Here is an 18,827-nt window from a genome sequence, read left to right on the forward strand (position 1 = left end):
GTGCCAGTATCATACCGGAACGTTATTCCGACGTTGGTAAACGTTCCTTTAAGTTCCGCAGAACAAAGACCCGAATGGCCGAGGCAAGGCCAGCTTCCATCCCGCGATCTGCATCAATCTGCGCCACAAGGGCGTTGATCGGAAGATCAAGGTCGGCTGCGATCTCTTTGAATTCATTCCAGAATTCATCTTCGAGTGAGATCGATGTTCGGTGACCCCGCAGGGTCACCGAGTGTTTGATAGGCCGTGCGCTCATGTCTCGCGCTTGTGGGCTTCCAGATTGCGCGTGATTTTAGCCAGACGTTCTTTCAGGACCTCTTTTTGGTCCTTGCTTTGGCCAAATTGCACTGCGTTTTCGTCAGCGCGGGCCTTGCGAGACGCGCGGTTGCGCTCTTTCTTGACCTTGTTGAGGTTGATGGGGGCGCTCATTCTTTTGGTCCGATCATTTGCTCCGGCCGCACAACGCGGTCGAATGTTTCAGCGTCGACAAAGCCCAAGGCGATTGCTTCTTCCTTGAGGGTCGTGCCGTTCTTGTGGGCTGTTTTGGCAACCTTGGTCGCGTTGTCGTAACCAATGGTCGGCGCGAGGGCCGTTACCAGCATCAGGCTTTCTTTCATCAGCTTGTCGATGCGTTCGACATTGGCTTGGGTGCCGACTACCATATTGTCCGTGAACGCCGATGCGCTGTCGCCCAAAAGCTGCATGGATTGCAACACGTTATAGCTCATCATCGGGTTATAGACGTTCAGCTCAAAGTGGCCCTGCGATCCGGCAAAGCCAACGGCGGCATCGTTGCCCATGACGTGGGCACAGACCATTGTCAGCGCTTCGGCCTGTGTCGGGTTTACCTTGCCCGGCATGATCGACGATCCCGGCTCGTTTTCCGGCAAGATCAGCTCGCCCAGACCAGAGCGCGGGCCGGAACCCAGCAAACGCATGTCATTGGCGATTTTGAACAGCGATCCCGCAACGGTTTTCAGCGCGCCAGAGAACATGACCATCGCGTCATGGGCGGCCAGCGATTCAAATTTGTTTGGGGCAGTCACGAATGGCAGGTCGGTGATCTGTGCCATGTGGGCCGCAACCGCTTCGGCCCAGCCTTTTTTGGTGTTCAGACCTGTACCCACCGCTGTGCCGCCTTGGGCCAGCTCGTAAATGTCGGGCAGGCAGGCGTGGACGCGTTCAATGCCCTTTTTAACCTGATGCGCGTAGCCGGAAAATTCCTGGCCCAGCGTCAGCGGCGTCGCGTCTTGGGTGTGGGTGCGACCGATCTTGATGATGTCTTTGAACTCTACCGATTTGGCGGCCAGCGCATCATGCAGTTTCTGCAAACCGGGCAGCAAAACATCGCGCGCTTGCATCCCGATGGCCACATGCATCGCAGTGGGGAATGTATCATTGGACGACTGCCCCATGTTACAGTGATCATTGGGGTGAACGGGTGTCTTCGATCCCATTTCGCCGCCCAGCATCTCGATGGCGCGGTTCGAGATCACTTCGTTCGCGTTCATGTTCGACTGGGTGCCAGACCCCGTCTGCCAAACAACCAAAGGAAAGTTATCGTCGAACTTCCCCTCGATCACTTCGGAGGCCGCCGCGACAATCGCATCGCCAACCTCAGTACTCAGATCACCTTGCTTAAGGTTCTCCATCGCACAGGCTTTTTTCACCACACCCAAGGCGCGGATGATTGGCACTGGCTGTTTTTCCCAACCGATCGGGAAATTGATGATCGACCGCTGGGTTTGCGCCCCCCAATATTTATCGGAAGGGACCTCCAACGGGCCAAAGCTGTCTGTTTCTGTGCGTGTATCGGCCATGTGCAGGCTCCTGATCTTGGCAATATGTTGGATCAGGGTTTAGCCTGCGCAGGGGCGCGGCGCAATCAAGGGATGGCGCTAACGCGACTGCAATCTGGCAAGTTATTTGCGAAAACTGTCCAAAGATACGATTTCGGCAGCTTTTGGGGTTTCCTCGGCGACCTCAAGCTCGCTTTCGTCGATCTGGCTTAGGGCCGCATCATCGTCTTCGGCGCTCTCTTGCTGCTCGAACTTCAAGCCAAATTCCACAGACGGGTCCACAAAGGTGCGGATCGCGTCATAGGGGATGTACATCGGCTCTGGCGCGTCGCCAAAATTCAACGTGACCGAGAATCCTTCGTCGGTCACCTCAAGCTTGTCATACCAATGTTGCATGACCACGGTCATCTCGCCGGGATAGCGATCAGACAGCCAATCGGCGAGCTCCGCATCGGGGTGTTCTGTGTCGAAGGTGATGAAAAAATGATGATTTCCGGGCAACCCATTCGCTGCCACATCCAAAAGCACCTGCCGGATTAATCCGCGCATGGCGTCGTGCATCAGGTTGCCATACTCAATGCTTCGGCTCATTTTATCCGTCTAACCCCCAATTTTGGTAGGGCTAGCATACGCCATTTAGCATGAGTGAAAAGGGGCAACCTGAAGCATGAACAAAAAGCGTCGCGTCGGGTTTATCCGACGAGAGCAGGAACCAGCGCCACCACGCTGAGCACGGCCATGGTGAACACAAAGCCGCGCTTTAGAACAAGCATCAGGACGCCCGCCAAAACCGTTAATATCATGGCCGTGATGTTAAAACTGGACCAAACCGGCAGGGGCATCGCCAAAAGGCCCGCTGGCACGACCTGTTCAAACAGCACATGTAGGCCGAACCACACAGATAGGTTGCCGATCACCCCCACGACCGCCGCCGTAATGGCGCGCAGGGCGGAACTTAACCGTGGCTGCGTCGAGATTGCCTCAAGATAGGGACCGGCAAGGAATATCCAAAGAAAACAGGGGGTAAACGTGACCCACAGCGCCAATAACCCTGCAACAATCGCGCCACTGACCCCGCTTTGCGCGAATCCGGCCAGCAGGGCAACAAATTCGGTCACCAGAATGAGCGGGCCGGGGGTGGTTTCCGCCAGCCCCAACGCGTCGATCATTTGCTGGGTGGTGATCCAGCCGTGATCCTGCACCACGCTTTGCGTCATATAGGCCAACACGGCATAGGCCCCGCCAAAGGTTACCACCGCCAGCTTTGAGAAAAACAAACCCAATTGCAGCAGAAAACCTTGGCCCAAGGCCCACACCAGAACCAAGGGTGCCGCCCACAGGCTGCCCCAAATCACGGCGGTTTTTATCGGTTGCGCGGTGTCGGTTCGGGGCGGGTCGAGAGACACAGACGTGTCCGAACCACGCGTGAATCCCCACAACCCAGCCGCAAGGATGATCAGCGGAAACGGCAGCCCAAAGACGAACAGCGCGGCAAAGGACGCAAGTGCCAACACCCAGCCTTCGCCGCCGTGCAGCGCCTTTGCCGCGACCTTCTTAAGGGCTTGAAACACCACGATGATGACTGCCGCTTTGATACCCAGAAACGCTGCCTGAACTAGGGGCAGCTGGCCGTAATAAGCGTATCCCAAGGCCAGTATGCCGATCACCAACGCGCCGGGCACCACGAACAAAAGCCCGGCCAACAGACCACCCGCCGTCCCACGCAAGCGCCAGCCTGCATAGGTCGCCAATTGCATGGCTTCGGGGCCGGGCAGTAGCATGCACAGCGATAGTGCGCGCAGATACGCAGCCTCAGTCAGCCAGCCATGTCGTTCAACCAATTCGCGGTGCATCAGGGCGATTTGGGCGGCGGGCCCGCCAAAAGACAGCAGCCCAATCCGCCCGAAAACACGCCCCATCAAGGGCCAGCTTGGCGCGTTCATGCGCCGCGCCCCGCAGGCCAGTCATGGGTTTCGCCAGCACCGTCACGTGCCCAGCGAAACAAGGCATCATACATCAGCAATCCCTGTGCTAGCTGTTCCTGATCATCCTTGAACTGGCGCGACAACCCAACAGATAAGGCCAGCAATCCAGCCGCCTCGGGGGCTAGATCATGACGGTTGGTGTCGGCGGCGCGGATCACCTTGGCCATTTGTTCCAACGCATCGCAATGCAATTCAAACACATCCAGCATGGTATCAAAGGTGCAGTTCTCGCCCTGATGGGAAAATGCGACCCCTTCAACGTCAAAGGGCACTGCGCCATACCGATCCGCCACACCTAACACCTCGCTCGGCGAGACAAATAAGAACCGCGCTGCAGGGTCAACAAATCGCCGGATCAGCCAAGGGCAGGCAATACGGTCGATTTTGGGCCGGTGGCGGGTGACCCAGAGGGTCGCACCATCCACGGGCTCGGGCAGGGCCGTTGCGGGAACGCGCATTGTTCCTGCGTAATCGCGCCACGCATACATGCCACCTGCCAGATATTCTGCAGCAATGCCATCGGCACGCAGCCGCGCGGTCAAGCCCTGGCTCAGCTTGATGCCGCGTTGACAGGTGATGACACAGGGGCGTCCAGCCAAAAGGTCTTTTAACCCGGACACATCTGTATGCGGGTGTCGCAGTGAACCGGGGATCAAAAAGGGATCTTCGTCAAAGTCGGGGTCTATGGAAATATCCACAATGACCGGCGCGTCGGGTGTGCCGATCAGGCGCAACAATTGGGGGACGGTGATTTCATTCGGGGCAGCCATGGCATGCATCCTTTCAAAACGGAAACATGCGAACTTCTGGCTGGCGCCTCACGGGGCGTTCGCGGAAATCCCCATAAAAACTGTCTGACATACCAAAGCACACCGCGTCAAGCTGTGCGGGTCTTCTATTCCAAATGGTAAAAAATCCTCGCCGAAGGCATCTTTTGGACCGTCATCAGCATCGCGCAGGGCGACGACAATGGATCAAAACCGTCAACTCAAAGGCAGGGGAAAAGTGCAGGTTTCTGTTGCCAGGTACCTGCGAACCCCGCCTTAGGTCGCTAAACCCAAGGACTTAAGTTTCAATAGTTCCAGTCGCTTACGCGGCCATCGCCATTGGAGCACGATTGTCATTTGCAATTGTACATTTTACGCCGATAACGGTGGCAGTCAGCCGAGATAAGGCTACATCTTTAGACGTTCGTCGATCCTATTTCGACCCCATGATCCGCAAATGACGGATTATTGGTGGAGTCGCCGGGTACCGCCCCCGGGTCCGAACCGCTTATTACATGCGCGTTTATACCCATAGTCCCGAAGGACAGTCATAACATAGGAAGCTGCGCAGGGTTTGCAAGGCGTCATCGGTGTGAAAACCGATAAAGATCGCCGGTCAAACCTGGGCAGAACTTCCACTGCGCTGTGCAAAAACACGGCGGGCAAGGGCTTGGGTCTCGGTCTCCAGCGCGGTGAGGCCTGCGCTGGCGGCTGCACCGTCCCCAGCCTCGATCGCGTCGGCGATGGTGACGTGCAGCGCAATGATCGCATCGCGGGATCTGGCGGTAAAGGTGATCATGTTCATCAACGGCTGCATCGCTTCGACCGCACCTGCCAATTGATAAGACAGTACCGGATTGCCCGCACCATCGACGAGGGCACGGTGAAAGGCGACGTCAGAGGCGCAAAATGCCTCATCGGTCAAATCCGCTTCGCCTTGTACCTTAATCTCATCCCGCATTGCATTGATATGAGGTTGTTTTCGACGTTCAGCGGATAGTGGTGCGCAGGCGCGCTCCAACGCATATCGCGCTTCGCAGGCGGTCTCGAAACTCACGTCGTTCATCGACAAAAGCAGCGTCGAGGTGGTGATCTGCTGGGCCTGTGCGGCCTCAAAGCTGATGCGATTTACGAATGCACCACCGGTCGCCCCGCGCTGCGTGCGGATCAGCGATTGTGCCGCCAGCCGCTTCAACGCCTCGCGGACCGTGGCGCGGGAAACGTCGAACTTCAGCGACAGTTCCGCCTCGGACGGCAGGCGTTCATCCACAATCAACGCGCCACTGACGATGGCATCGCGGATATTGGCCGCAATCTGGGCCGACAGATCGGCAGAGGGGACGAGATTGGATTTCATATGTCTTACATTTAATATTTGGAAAAACTTTAAATGTCTGACATTACTTTTTCAAGCACCGAGTCGCGCAAGTCTGGGAGGATCGCGTCACATGGCACCTGTCATCCGTTCGGCCCTATGGCTTGGCTTTTTTGGCCTGATTTTGGCCGCTTGGGTCATGATGTATGTGATGAGCACCGGCATGGGGCTGGATCTGCTGGGCCGTCCCAACGCGATGGGCCAGATGATGCGCGGCATGGATCCGCGCATGGACATGTACATGCCGATGGCCAGTTTCGGGCCTTTGGCTGTGATGTGGGCCGCGATGATGGCGGCGATGATGCTGCCCACGATGATCCCGACCTTGCGCAGCTACGAAGACCTCATGGTCAGTGCCAACGGCACGCGGGCAGGGTGGTTTGGCGTGTTGCTGGGCTATTTCATCATGTGGGTCGGCTTTGCGCTTGTCATAACGGCGGTGCAGATGGCGCTGCTGTATGGCGGGGTGATCGATATGTTGGGCATCGCAAAATCGCGCTGGTTTGCCGCCGCATTATTGCTGGCCGTGGGTGTGTTCCAATTCACCCGCGCCAAGGAAATCTGCCACGGCGTGTGCCATTCCCCGATGATGTATTTCATGGGCCATTGGCGCGCGGGCTTTGCGGGCGGTGTACGCATGGGGCTGGGGCTTGGCACATTCTGCGTGGCCTGCTGCTGGGGTTTCATGGCGCTTGGCTTTGCGGGCGGTGTGATGAACCTGGCTTGGATGGGGCTGGCGACGCTGTTCATGGTGCTCGAAAAGCTACCGCAAATCGGACATAAAGTGATAAAACCTATGGGTGTCCTGCTGATCCTTGGCGCATGCGCTGTGGCAGCTTGGCCCTTGTATTCAGGAGGATAAGATGGCGACCAACAAAAGAGCGGACGCAGACCGTTTGCCGATCAGTCAGCGCATTGATCAGCGCATGCCAAACCCGAAACGGCGCGAGGCGACCCCGACGAATTGGCAGATCAAGGGCGAATTATTCCTCAATTGCTCGTGCGAGATGTTCTGCCCCTGCGTTGTCAGCCTTGGCGCGCACCCGCCCACAGAAGGGCATTGCCACGCGTGGATGGCCATCGCCATCGACGAGGGCCATTACGAGGGGGAGGACCTGTCAGGGCTGAACGTGGGCTTGCTGGTGGATATTCCGGGCCGTATGGGCGAGGGCAACTGGAAGGTCGCGGCTTACGTCGATGAAAACGCCAGTGGCAAAGCGTATAATGGTATTTTGCAAATATTTTCCGGTGCGGCGGGCGGTACCACGGGCCTGTTTACCATGCTGGTGTCCGAGATTATCGGGGCCGAACGCGCGCCTGTGAAAATCATCCGCGATGGCAATAAACGGTCAATCCAGATCGGCCGCAAGATCGCAGGTGAAATCGAAATGATCGCGGGTAAATCGCCGGATCATCCGGTGATGATCTCAAACTCGAAATACTGGATGGGGCCGGATATTATCGCGGCACGCGGGTTGAAATCCAAAGTGCGCGATTACGGCCGCGTCTGGGATTTTGGCGGCAAATCAGCCGAGATTTGCCCGATTGACTGGCAAGGCCCCAACCCATGATCAACGCCGGCTATGCACGGATTATGGCGCGCTATAACAGTTGGCAAAATGATCAACTGATACCGCTGTTTCTGGATATGCCACAGGCGGATTTGACCAAAGATCGCGGGGCGTTCTTTGGATCGATCCTGAGCACAGCAAACCATATCTTGGCTGCTGACATGTTGTGGTTGTCGCGGTTTGATCCGTCGATGGCACCACCGTTCGAGAGCTTTGATAAATGGACCAAGCTGCACAAGGACGGGCGCAATTGGGCGGCGGATCGGCAGCGGGTGGACGGTAAAATCAGCGAGTGGGCGCACAGCCTGCGCGAGGTCGATTTGCTGGGCGATCTGCATTGTGTCCCTGCGGGGGGCGGTGCGGCCTATAACTTGCCCAAGGGGCAGGGCATGTTGCAATTGTTCAATCACCAGACCCATCACCGGGGTCAAATCCACGCGATGCTGACGGCCGCAGGTCAAAGCGCACCGGTTACGGACATCGCCTTTTTGCCGGAGACTGCATAAATGGCCCTCATTTCCCCCTCGCGCCGGATCCGGCGCACGATGTTTTCCGAAGGTGTCGAAGCGGCGGGGGTGAAGGCCTATACGGTCTATAACCATATGCTTCTGCCCACGGTTTTCAAAAGCGTGCAAGAAGACTACCACCACTTGAAAGAGTCAGTGCAGCTCTGGGATGTGTCCTGCGAACGGCAGGTGGAACTGCGCGGGCCGGATGCGGCAAAGCTGATGCAGATGCTGACGCCGCGCGATCTGCGCGGGATGCTGCCGGGGCGGTGTTTCTATGTGCCGATCGTCGATGAAACCGGCGGGATGCTGAACGATCCGGTGGCCGTGAAACTGGCCGAGGACCGCTGGTGGATTTCCATCGCCGACAGTGATTTGATGTTTTGGGTCAAGGGGATCGCCAATGGCTACCGGCTGGATGTGCTGATCGACGAACCCGATATCAGCCCGCTGGCGATCCAAGGGCCCAAAGCGGATGATCTACTGGCGCGGGTTTTTGGCGATGCCGTGCGCGACATCCGGTTTTTCCGCTTTGGTATGTTCGATTTTGAAGGGCGGTCCATGGCCGTGGCCCGGTCGGGCTATTCCAAACAGGGCGGGTTCGAAATTTACGTGGATGGTGAAGACAAAGGCATGCCGCTTTGGAACGCGTTGATGGAGGCGGGCCGTGATCTGGACGTGCGCGCCGGATGCCCCAACGGGATCGAACGGGTCGAGGGCGGATTGCTGAGCTATGGCAATGACATGACCGACGACAACACGCCTCATGAATGCGGCTTGGGCCGGTTCTGCGACACCCAAACGGCGATTGGCTGTATTGGCCGGGATGCGCTGTTGCGGGTGGCCAAGGAAGGGCCAACCAAACAGGTCCGCGCGATTGATATCGCGGGCGAGGCCGTGCCACCCTGTGATCGCGCGTGGGATATCGAGGCAAAGGGCAAGAAGGTCGGTCAGGTGACCTCGGCCGCGTATTCGCCGGATTTCAAGACGAATGTGGCGATTGGTATGGTGCGGATGACCCATTGGGACGAGGGATGCGAGGTGCAGGTGCGCACGCCCGACGGCCTGCGCGATGCGGTGGTCCGCGAGAATTTCTGGGCGTAATCGCTTGGATGAGAGTTGGGGACCGAGGGGCCAGCCCCTCGGGCTCCCCGGAGTTTATTGGCAAAATGAAAAGGGTGGCGAAGTGTGACCCGGATAGGAGAGATTATGTTTGATGCGTTGATGGTGACCAAGGATGAAGAGAGCGGCAAGACCTCTGCCGCGGTGACGCAGATCGATCTGGATCAGTTGCCAACCGGTGATGTGACTGTTGCGGTCGAGTATTCGACGGTGAATTACAAGGATGGTTTGTGCATTGGACCGGGCGGCGGGTTGGTGCGGAACTATCCGCATATTCCGGGCATCGATTTTGCAGGCACGGTCGAGGCGTCGGATGATGATCGTTACAAGCCCGGTGACAAGGTCGTGTTGACCGGCTGGCGCGTGGGCGAGGCGCATTGGGGTGGATATTCGCAAAAGGCGCGGGTGCGGGCCGATTGGTTGGTGCCGCTGCCCAAAGGTTTGGATACCCGTCAGGCGATGGCCGTGGGCACGGCGGGTTTTACCGCAATGCTGGCGGTGATGGCGTTGGAGGATCATGGGCTGAAAACCGGCCATGGTCCTGTGTTGGTCACTGGTGCGGCGGGCGGCGTCGGGTCGGTTGCTGTGGCGATCTTGGCGGCATTGGGTCACGAGGTTACCGGTGTGACGGGACGGCCCGAGACTTCGGATTACCTGAAATCGCTTGGGGCCAGCCAGATTGTCGCGCGCGAAGAGATCAACGAGACGGTCAAGCGCCCGCTTGAGGGGGAAACTTGGGCCGGATGCATTGATGCCGTGGGCGGCGCGATGCTGGCGCGGGTGTTGGGGCAGATGAAATATGGCGCATCGGTTGCCGCCGTTGGTTTGGCCGGCGGCGCTGGTCTGCCTGCGACGGTTATTCCGTTCTTGCTGCGCGGTGTGAACCTGTTGGGAATTGATTCAGTGATGCAGCCCTATGACAACCGTTTGCGCGCATGGGAGCGGGTGGCAAAAGACCTGCCGATTTCGAAGCTTGAGGATATGATCGTGCCTGCGACCCTTGGTGATTTGCCGCAGCTTGGCAAAGATATCCTGAACGGTCAGGTGCGCGGCCGCGTGGTGGTTGATGTAAACGGCTAAAATGCGAGAGATTGGGCCGCGCTTTGGCGTGGCCTGGCTTGCGCCGGATCTCCATATGGGGGCGGTTCAGGCTGCCCCCGTCTTTGCCGCGATCTGTTACGGTGTTTTTATTGCCTGCGGTACATTTTTGTTCTTGAAAACGGGGACTTCGGGCTATGTTTCCTCATATCATATGAAGAAGGTTAACCTTGTCCGATACATCCCCGATCCTTGTGTGGTTTCGCCGTGATTTACGATTAACCGATCATCCTGCTTTGTCTGCGGCGGCGCAAACGGGCCGGCCGATCATTCCCGTTTTTATCAATGACAGTTTGGTCGAAAGCCTTGCCGCCGCGCCGAAATGGCGTTTGGGGCTGGGGGTCGGGTGTTTTGCAGAGGCATTGCACGAGAAATCCAGCCAACTTGTTCTGCGTAAAGGTGATGCGCTTGAGGTGCTGCAGGACCTGATCGCGCAAACCGGGGCGGGGGCAGTCTATTGGTCGCGGCTTTATGATCCCGAAACCACGGCGCGGGACAGCCGTGTTAAGGACGCGTTAAAATCCGCGAGCGTCGAGGCGCGGTCCTTTGGCGGGCATCTGATGTTTGAACCTTGGACGGTCGAGACCAAGACCGGCGGCTATTACAAGGTGTACACGCCATTTTGGAATTCGGTGAAAAATCGGGGCGTCGATGCGCCGCTTGCGGCCCCTTCAACGCTGGCTGCCCCTGCGCAATGGCCCGACAGCGATGATTTGGCAGACTGGAATTTGGGCGCGGCCATGCGGCGCGGTGCGGATGTGGTGCGGCCCTTTGTTCAACTGGGCGAGAAATCGGCGCAATCGCGGCTTGGCACTTTTATGGCGCATGGGGTTGCTGAATATAAGGCAAACCGCGATCTGCCGGGGGTGGATGGCACATCGAACCTGTCGGAAAACCTGTCGCTGGGCGAGATCAGCCCGCATCAATGTTGGCACGCGGGGCAGCGCGCCTTGTATGATGGCAAACAAGGGGCGGAAACCTTCCTCAAGGAGCTGGTCTGGCGCGAGTTTGCCTATCATCTGATGCACCACACGCCGCGTATTCTGGACCAGAACTGGCGCGAGGAATGGGCGGCTTTTCCGTGGAACGAGGACGAGCGCCGCGCCGAGGTGAAGGCTTGGAAACAGGGGCGCACTGGCGAGCCCTTTGTCGATGCGGCGATGCGAGAGCTGTACGTGACGGGGCGCATGCATAACCGCGGGCGTATGATTGTGGCCAGCTATCTGACCAAACATCTGATGTGCCATTGGCGTATCGGTCAAAAATGGTTCGAGGACTGTTTGATCGATTGGGATCAGGCCAGCAATGCGATGGGCTGGCAGTGGGCGGCGGGGTCCGGGCCGGATGCAACGCCCTATTTCCGGGTGTTCAACCCTGCGACCCAGCTGGATAAATTTGATAAGAACCACGACTACACCAGCCGCTGGATCGCCGAAGGGCGCGCCAAACCGCATAAGGACGCGCTGGCCTATTTCGACGCGATCCCCGAAAGCTGGACCTTGTCACCACAGGACGACTATCCAACCCGCATTATCCCGTTGGATGAGGGACGTCAGCGCGCGCTTGACAGCTACAAGAACAGAAATTTTTAATGGGTGATAATCGCGTTTGGGTGTATAAACCTTAACGTGGCTATCAACCCCACGTACAGGGATCAGACATGATATTAACCAGTACAGAAGGGCAAACGTCCCTTCCCAGATATTTTGCGCGGGTTTTTGCAATGGCCCAGCAGATGCATCATGGGCAAATCGATTTTGTCTTGCCGGATGGGCGCAAATTCCGCGCCAAAGGGGCAAATCCGATGCCCGTGGCCGAGATTCAAATTCATAACGCCGACCTTTTTTCGCGACTGATCCGCGAGGGGGATTTGGGTTTTAGCGACGCCTATCTGGACCAGTGGTGGAGCACGCCGGACCTGCAAGCCTTTATGGATGTCGCCCATGCCAACGAAGACATCTACGATTCATTCCCGGGGATGGGATTGGTGCGCAGGTTTGAATCCCTGCGGTTCTGGCTGCAAAGCAACAGCAAGAAACAGGCGCGTAAGAACATCAGCTATCACTATGATCTGGGCAATGATTTCTACAAGCTGTGGCTGGATGACACGATGACCTATTCCAGCGCCTTGTTCGAGGATGGTGCGCAGCAATCGCTGGAATCCGCCCAGACGGCAAAATATGCGTCAATGGTTGACCAGATGGGGGTTCACCCCGGCGATCATGTGCTTGAGATCGGGTGCGGTTGGGGTGGCTTTGCCGAATATGCCGCCAAAACACGCGGACTAAAGGTAACATGCCTGACCATCAGCACAGAGCAGTTTAACTATGCCAAAGAACGCATTGAAAACGCTGGTCTTTCAGATGTGGTCGAGATCAAGTTGCAGGATTACCGTGATGAATGCGGTATCTATGACGGCATCGCCAGTATCGAGATGTTTGAGGCCGTCGGCGAGAAATACTGGCCCGCTTATTTCAACACCGTGCGTGACCGCCTGAAGCCTGGGAAATTCGCGACGTTGCAGATTATCACCGTGCAGGATCGCCGTTGGGAGGTCTACAAACGGGGGGTCGATTTCATACAGAAATACATTTTCCCCGGTGGCATGCTGCCCAGCCCGACCGTGCTGCGCGAGCAGGTGGAAAAGGCCGGGCTTGCCGTTGAAAGATCGATTGAATTTGGCAAAAGCTATGATCTGACTCTGCGCCGGTGGCATCAAACGTTCAACGAAAAATGGGATGATATCGCGGCCATGGGCTTTGACGAGCGGTTCAAAAGGATGTGGAATTTCTACCTCACCTCCTGCGCTTCTACCTTTGACAGCGGCAATTGTGATGTGACACAAATTACGGTGAAGCGTCCTATTTAAAGGCGCGCAGGTGATCCAAGGAGCAGTCGATGCCTACAGGTGCCAAATTGGTCGCCGCCATGTGTTTGGCTTTGTTGGGTTTGGCTTTAACCGTGATCATCACGCCGCTGATGCCGGAGCTTTCCGATTTTAAGTATTTGATTCCCGTCAACATGGCCATTGGTGCGCTGATTGGCTGGTTTGTCATGGCCCCGCGTGCCGGTGGCGGTGCGATTACCAACGGCTTAACGGGTGCTGTCGCCCTGGCGTTTTGGACATTGGCAGCGCTTGGGGTGATCCGGATGGTCGACCGGTCTATGAAAGGTCAATATCACGGGCTTGGCGATGCGGCTGTTGCTGTTTTTTCAATTGGGGCCGAATATTTCTTGTTACTGGCCACGCTGCCGGTTGGCATTGCGTTGGTTGTCGGGGGTGTTATCAGCGGGTTTATGACAAACTATGCTGATAGAAAATGGTCGTAACATAATGAAAAACCTGTTCTTTTACGGCACGCTTAGGCATGTTCCCCTGCTTGAGATCGTGCTGGGCCGCGCCGCCGCTGATATCAAATTTACCCCAGAAAAATTGCACGATCACGCCGCCCTTGCCGTTGCCGAAGGGCCGTTCCCCTGCGTGGTAGAGCGTGCTGGTGCCGTCACTGACGGGCTGCTGGTCGAAGGGTTAACCGATACCGATATTGCGCGGCTGGACTTTTACGAGGGCAGCTTTGCCTATGACCTGCGCGATGTGGTGCTGGCGGGTGGGCAAACGGCGCAGGTCTATTTCCCCGCGCCGGGTGTCTGGACGACAAAAGCCCCTTGGGATCTGGCCGAATGGGAACACAACTGGGCCGCGCTCAGCTGCTTTGCCGCGCGCGAAGTGATGGATTACTTTGGCAAATATACCGTCGCGCAGGTGGCCCGCATGTTCCCGATGATCCGCACGCGGGCCGCGGCCATGGTCAAAGCGGCGCAGTCGAAGCACGGGGCAGGGACATTACACGGCGCAATCGATGTGCAGCGGATTGATCGCGCCTATACCAACTATTTTGCGCTGAACGAATACCACCTGCGGCACGAACGGTTTGACGGCACCATGTCAGAGGTGGTGGAGCGCGCCGTGTTCATAGCGTCTGATGCGGCGCTGGTGCTACCCTATGATCCGGTACGCGACCGTGTGATGCTGGTGGAACAGGTGCGTATGGGCCCCATTGCGCGGGGGGATCGGTCGGTTTGGCAGTTCGAACCCATCGCGGGCCGCGTCGACCCCGGCGAAACCCCGCAGCAGGCCGCCCACCGCGAAGCCGCTGAAGAGGCCGGGATTGCCCTGCAATCGCTTGAACCCGTGGCCGAGGTCTATGCCTCGCCGGGATGCAGCACAGAATTTTTCTATATCTACGTGGGGCTTGCCGATCTGCCGGACAAAGCTACCGGTGTGGCCGGTCTGGACAGCGAAGACGAAGATATCCGGTCGCATCTGATGTCTTTTGACGACTTGATGGCGATGGCAGACACGCAACAAGCGGCCAATTCGCCGCTTGTAATCGCCGCATATTGGCTTGCACGTCATCGCGACCGCTTGAGGTTGGCCCCCCCCAAGGCTACACCTAATATAACTTGAATTAGGAGCACCCCATGCACGTCGCATCTGATCTGGCACAAGCCATTGGCAACACACCTCTTATTCGTCTGCGCAAGGCAAGCGAAGAGACCGGATGTGACATCTATGGCAAGGCCGAATTCATGAACCCCGGCCAATCGGTCAAGGACCGCGCGGCGTTGTTTATCATTCGCGATGCCATCGAAAAGGGCACGTTGAAACCCGGCGGCACGATTGTCGAAGGGACAGCGGGTAATACGGGTATCGGTCTGGCATTGGTTGGGGCGTCAATGGGGTTCAAAACGGTCATCGTTATTCCCGAAACCCAAAGTCAGGAAAAGAAAGACATGTTGCGTCTGGCGGGCGCGGAACTGGTGCAGGTTCCAGCCGCCCCGTACCGCAACCCCAACAACTTTGTGCGCTATTCCGAACGTCTGGCGAATGAACTGGCGCGGTCGACCAACGAAGGGGTGATTTGGGCCAACCAGTTTGACAATGTCGCCAACCGCCAAGCGCATATCGAAACAACCGGCCCCGAAATTTGGGATCAAACCGGCGGCAAGGTTGACGGCTTTTGCTGTGCTGTCGGATCGGGCGGCACATTGGCGGGCATCGGCATGGCGTTGCAGCCAAAAGGCGTGAAAATCGCCTTGGCCGACCCCGATGGTGCGGCGCTGCACAGCTATTACACCACGGGCGAATTGGTTGCCGAAGGCGGTTCCATTGCCGAAGGCATCGGTCAGGTGCGCATCACCAAAAACCTTGAAGGGTTCACCCCCGATTACAGCTATAACATCCACGACAGCGAGGCGCTGCCGATCGTGTTTGACCTGCTGCAACACGAGGGGCTGTGCCTAGGGGCGTCGTCGGGCGTTAACGTCGCTGGTGCGATCCGGTTGGCGCGCGAAATGGGGCCGGGCCACACCATTGTGACGATCCTGTGTGATTTCGGGACGCGCTATCAGTCCAAGCTGTTCAACCCTGAATTCCTGCGTGAAAAAGGCCTGCCTGTTCCCGGTTGGCTGGACCGCGCGCCCCAATCCATTCCCGGCGTTTTCGAAGACCAATGAGCCAGCCCTTGCGCAGGATTTTCACCGGGCTTTGGCTGGCGCTGTGGCTTATGGTCGGGGCGGTCTCGGCCCAAGAGGAGCCGGTTCAAGCCATTGACCGCTGGGAGAATGTTGCCACCCGTGCAGAAACGGTTGTGGACGACGCAACAACCAGCGACACGGTTCTGGAAACCTTGCGGGGGCGGATTGTTGATTTTCGCGCGGTGTTTGACACCGAACGCAACGCTAATTCCGCACGCATTGCCACGCTGCGCGAACAGATCGCGGCCCTTGGTGACCCGCCAGAGGGCGAGAATGCCGAACCAGAGCCACCGGCCTTGGCGCAAACCCGCACCGATCTTAACCAACAGCTGAACGCGCTGTTGGCACCTGTTCAAATCGCTGAGCGCGAATATTTGCGCGCGGATGGGCTGGTGCGGCAGATTGATCAAATATTGCGGACCCGGCAGGCAGAAAAACTGCTTTCGGCCACGCCCAGCCCGTTGAACCCCGAACATTGGGTCCCCGCGCTGCGCGATCTTACCGATGCGTTTGGCGGTATGCTGATTGATCGCGGCGCGGTGGGTAGCGCCCAGAAATTTGCCGCGCTGCGTGAAAACCTGCCGTTTGTCGTCTTTTCCACTGTTGTGGGGCTGTTGCTGCTTTTGCGGGGCCGTCCGTGGGCAGTAATGATGGTGTCGGGGCTGCGCAGACATCAGGCGCGCGGCCTTGGGATATGGCGCTTTGTCGTGTCCTTGCTGCGGATAATCTTGCCGTTGTGCGGATTGTTTCTGCTGGCCACGGCGGCACGCCAAAGCGGCTATCTTGGGGTGCGCGGGACCGAGGTGATCCGCCTTTTGCCCTTTATGGGTGTGGTGGTCTTTGGCTTTCGATGGGTGTCGGAACGCGTATTCTCACGCGATGACGAAGAGGCGCTGCTGCTTCTCGACCAAGACCAACGTCGCCGGGCGCGGTTCTATGTGAATGGCATTACCGTCGTGATGATCGTGTCGATTATCACCATTAAAATACTCGAGTTTGAATTGCCAAGTGCCGCAACCAGCGCCGTTGTGGCGTTTCCCTTTGCGGTGCTGATCAGCTTTGCGCTGTTCCGGATTGGCCAAATCCTGCGTGGCTATCAAGACGCCGAGGAAGAAGCCCAAGACCCGGAGGACCCGCAGCGCAGTTCGACCCTTGCGCGGGTTGTGCGCAGTCACGGGCTGGGGGCAATGGCGGTTGGTATCGTCGCACCGCTGCTTTTCGCTTTTGGGTATCAGGATCTGGCGGATGCGATTTTGCGCCCGTTTGTGGTGACACTGGTGATTTTGGGGCTGGTCATGGCGCTGCAACGCTTTGCGGCGGATGTGTATGGTGCGATCACAGGGCAGGGAATTGCCGCGCGCGAGGCGTTGATGCCGGTGTTTTTCGGCATGATCCTGTTGCTGCTGGCCACGCCGGTTCTGGCGCTGGTCTGGGGCGCGCGGCTGACCGATCTTAGCGAATTATGGTCGACATTCTCTAACGGGTTTTCGATTGGCGACACACGCATTTCACCGACGAACCTGCTGACCTTTGCTGTGATCTTTTCAGTCGGCTTTTTGCTGACGCGGCTGTTGCAGGGCACCTTGCGTTCAAATGTCTTGCCCAAGACAAAGATCGATATTGGCGGGCAGAACGCGCTGCTGTCGGGCTTGGGCTATGTCGGTATTTTTCTGGCCGCTTTGGCCGCGATCACCGGGGCCGGTATTGATCTAAGCTCCCTCGCGATTGTGGCGGGGGCTCTGTCGGTCGGTATCGGTTTTGGTCTGCAAAACATCGTCAGCAACTTTGTCTCGGGGATCATCTTGCTGATTGAACGCCCCATTTCCGAAGGGGACTGGATCGAGGTCGGCGGCAAAACCGGTTATGTGCGCGATATTTCCGTGCGCTCCACCCGGATCGAAACCTTTGACCGCACGGATGTGATTGTGCCAAACGCCGATCTCGTCAGCGGGACGGTCACCAACTATACCCGCGGCAATACCGTGGGACGTGTGATTATTTCGGTCGGTGTAGCATATGGCACGGACACAAAACGGGTCGATAAAATCTTGCGCGAAATCGCCGAAGAGCAGCCGATGGTGTTGGCCAATCCGGCCCCCAACGTATTGTTCGTGAATTTTGGCGCGGATGCGTTGGAGTTTGAAATCCGCGCATTCCTGCGCGATGTGAACTGGATGATGAGCGTTAAAAGCGACATTAACCACGCCATCGCCAAACGCTTTGCCGAAGAAGAGATCGAAGTACCCTTTGCGCAGCGCGACATCTGGCTCCGCAACCCCGAGGCGCTGAAAGGCGAGTCTGACACATGACGAAACCGCTGTACCTTGATGACGCATACCAACGCGAAGCGCCGGGACGTGTGACCGCAATTACCGAAGAGGGCGGGGTCGTGCTGGATAAGACGATCTTTTACCCGACGGGCGGCGGTCAGCCCGGCGATAGCGGTTGGCTGATGTGGGACGGCAAGCGCTTGCCAATTGCCACCACGGTCAAGGGGCCGGGCGATGCGATTGCCCTTGTTCCGGCAGAGCCGTCGCATTTGCCAGACGTTGGCACCCATGTCACGCAGGTGTTGGATTGGGACCGGCGCCACAAGCACATGCGCGTGCATACCATGCTGCATCTTTTGTCGGTTGCCGTGCCGTTCGGGGTGACAGGCGGGCAAATCTCGGCCCGTCATGGTCGCTTGGATTTCGACATGCCGGACGCCCCCGAAGATCGCGACGCGATCGAGGCGGTGCTGAACGATTTTGTAGAGGCCGATCTGCGCGTCACAACCCATTGGATCACCCAAGAGGAACTTGCCGCAGCCCCCGAGCTGGTCAAGACGATGGCGGTCAAGCCGCCCAAAGGCGCGGATAAGGTGCGGTTGGTCGAGATCGGCGATGGCACAAGCTGGATCGACCTACAGCCCTGCGGTGGCACCCATGTGGCGCGCAGCGGCGAGGTGGGCGCGCTGGTGCTGGGTAAGATTGAAAAGAAGGGCCGCCAAAATCGTCGTATTTACGTACATTTGGATGGTTAGCACTGTTGTTGAAATTGGCGTGATTTACCCCTTGCACCCAG

General features: G+C 57.7%; 19 protein-coding genes and 1 other RNA gene. 12 read left to right on the forward strand and 8 right to left on the reverse strand.

All coding sequences use genetic code 11. The features are described 5' to 3' along the window. Positions 1 to 22: 22 nt before the first annotated feature. The 8 genes from WNY39_RS00130 to WNY39_RS00165 all read right to left on the reverse strand — a co-directional run bounded on the left by WNY39_RS00130 (position 23) and on the right by WNY39_RS00165 (position 5,908). Complete coding sequence (locus tag WNY39_RS00130) at positions 23 to 256, reverse strand: ribbon-helix-helix domain-containing protein (protein WP_342843083.1); 234 nt, start codon at positions 254 to 256, stop codon at positions 23 to 25. Next, positions 253 to 429 carry a DUF4169 family protein gene (locus WNY39_RS00135; protein WP_342843085.1) on the reverse strand — a complete coding sequence of 59 codons (177 nt, stop codon included), beginning with the start codon at positions 427 to 429 and terminating at the stop codon, positions 253 to 255. The genes WNY39_RS00130 and WNY39_RS00135 overlap by 4 nt, the downstream gene beginning before the upstream one ends. Next, positions 426 to 1,820, reverse strand: a complete 1,395-nt coding sequence (gene fumC / locus WNY39_RS00140) for a class II fumarate hydratase (protein WP_342843087.1) — start codon at positions 1,818 to 1,820, stop codon at positions 426 to 428. Before fumC ends, WNY39_RS00135 begins: the two co-directional genes overlap by 4 nt. 102 nt (positions 1,821 to 1,922) lie before the next feature. Further along, complete coding sequence (locus WNY39_RS00145) at positions 1,923 to 2,390, reverse strand: ClpXP protease specificity-enhancing factor SspB (protein WP_341235278.1); 468 nt, start codon at positions 2,388 to 2,390, stop codon at positions 1,923 to 1,925. Positions 2,391 to 2,491: 101 nt separating this feature from the next. After that, on the reverse strand, positions 2,492 to 3,742 hold the full coding sequence (gene chrA, locus WNY39_RS00150; RefSeq protein WP_342843089.1) for a chromate efflux transporter: 1,251 nt from the start codon (positions 3,740 to 3,742) through the stop codon (positions 2,492 to 2,494). After that, a complete protein-coding gene (locus WNY39_RS00155; RefSeq protein ID WP_342843091.1) occupies positions 3,739 to 4,554 on the reverse strand; it encodes a sulfurtransferase/chromate resistance protein in 816 nt (271 codons plus the stop codon). Before WNY39_RS00155 ends, chrA begins: the two co-directional genes overlap by 4 nt. A 234-nt stretch (positions 4,555 to 4,788) precedes the next feature. Continuing rightward, positions 4,789 to 5,135, reverse strand: a transfer-messenger RNA (tmRNA) gene (ssrA, locus tag WNY39_RS00160). A gap of 32 nt (positions 5,136 to 5,167) precedes the next feature. After that, the gene (locus WNY39_RS00165) at positions 5,168 to 5,908 is read right to left on the reverse strand and encodes an FCD domain-containing protein (RefSeq protein WP_342843093.1); all 741 of its coding nucleotides are present in this window, start codon (positions 5,906 to 5,908) and stop codon (positions 5,168 to 5,170) included. A gap of 91 nt (positions 5,909 to 5,999) precedes the next feature. On the opposite strand from WNY39_RS00165, the gene WNY39_RS00170 reads away from it, so the two are divergent. The 12 genes from WNY39_RS00170 (at position 6,000) to WNY39_RS00225 (ending at position 18,786) form a co-directional block, all read left to right on the forward strand. After that, positions 6,000 to 6,788: a DUF2182 domain-containing protein gene (locus WNY39_RS00170; protein ID WP_342843095.1), complete on the forward strand. Its 789-nt coding sequence runs from the start codon at positions 6,000 to 6,002 to the stop codon at positions 6,786 to 6,788. 1 nt (position 6,789) lies between these two features. Further along, the gene (locus WNY39_RS00175; RefSeq protein WP_093915135.1) at positions 6,790 to 7,497 is read left to right on the forward strand and encodes a DUF1326 domain-containing protein; all 708 of its coding nucleotides are present in this window, start codon (positions 6,790 to 6,792) and stop codon (positions 7,495 to 7,497) included. Beyond that, a complete protein-coding gene (locus tag WNY39_RS00180; RefSeq protein WP_342843097.1) occupies positions 7,494 to 8,003 on the forward strand; it encodes a DinB family protein in 510 nt (169 codons plus the stop codon). The genes WNY39_RS00175 and WNY39_RS00180 overlap by 4 nt, the downstream gene beginning before the upstream one ends. Continuing rightward, positions 8,004 to 9,107 (forward strand): dimethylsulfoniopropionate demethylase, encoded by a 1,104-nt coding sequence (locus WNY39_RS00185; protein ID WP_342843099.1) that lies wholly within the window; start codon positions 8,004 to 8,006, stop codon positions 9,105 to 9,107. A 105-nt stretch (positions 9,108 to 9,212) separates the two neighbouring features. Continuing rightward, a complete protein-coding gene (gene acuI / locus WNY39_RS00190; protein ID WP_342843100.1) occupies positions 9,213 to 10,205 on the forward strand; it encodes an acryloyl-CoA reductase in 993 nt (330 codons plus the stop codon). Positions 10,206 to 10,393: 188 nt separating this feature from the next. Beyond that, complete coding sequence (locus WNY39_RS00195) at positions 10,394 to 11,815, forward strand: deoxyribodipyrimidine photo-lyase (protein WP_342843102.1); 1,422 nt, start codon at positions 10,394 to 10,396, stop codon at positions 11,813 to 11,815. A gap of 68 nt (positions 11,816 to 11,883) precedes the next feature. Next, positions 11,884 to 13,092: a cyclopropane-fatty-acyl-phospholipid synthase family protein gene (locus tag WNY39_RS00200; RefSeq protein WP_342843104.1), complete on the forward strand. Its 1,209-nt coding sequence runs from the start codon at positions 11,884 to 11,886 to the stop codon at positions 13,090 to 13,092. 29 nt (positions 13,093 to 13,121) lie between these two features. Further along, positions 13,122 to 13,553 carry a TrgA family protein gene (locus WNY39_RS00205; RefSeq protein ID WP_342843106.1) on the forward strand — a complete coding sequence of 144 codons (432 nt, stop codon included), beginning with the start codon at positions 13,122 to 13,124 and terminating at the stop codon, positions 13,551 to 13,553. Between the two features lie 4 nt (positions 13,554 to 13,557). Next, positions 13,558 to 14,691, forward strand: coding sequence for an NUDIX domain-containing protein (locus WNY39_RS00210; protein ID WP_342843108.1), 1,134 nt, complete (start codon positions 13,558 to 13,560; stop codon positions 14,689 to 14,691). A 14-nt stretch (positions 14,692 to 14,705) separates the two neighbouring features. Continuing rightward, a complete protein-coding gene (locus tag WNY39_RS00215) occupies positions 14,706 to 15,740 on the forward strand; it encodes a cysteine synthase A (protein ID WP_342843110.1) in 1,035 nt (344 codons plus the stop codon). Next, a complete protein-coding gene (locus WNY39_RS00220) occupies positions 15,737 to 18,070 on the forward strand; it encodes a DUF3772 domain-containing protein (RefSeq protein ID WP_342843112.1) in 2,334 nt (777 codons plus the stop codon). The genes WNY39_RS00215 and WNY39_RS00220 overlap by 4 nt, the downstream gene beginning before the upstream one ends. Beyond that, a complete protein-coding gene (locus WNY39_RS00225; protein WP_342843114.1) occupies positions 18,067 to 18,786 on the forward strand; it encodes an alanyl-tRNA editing protein in 720 nt (239 codons plus the stop codon). The genes WNY39_RS00220 and WNY39_RS00225 overlap by 4 nt, the downstream gene beginning before the upstream one ends. Positions 18,787 to 18,827 lie beyond the last annotated feature (41 nt).

Source organism: Sulfitobacter sp. AS59 (assembly GCF_038899995.1).
Taxonomy (GTDB): Bacteria; Pseudomonadota; Alphaproteobacteria; order Rhodobacterales; family Rhodobacteraceae; genus Sulfitobacter.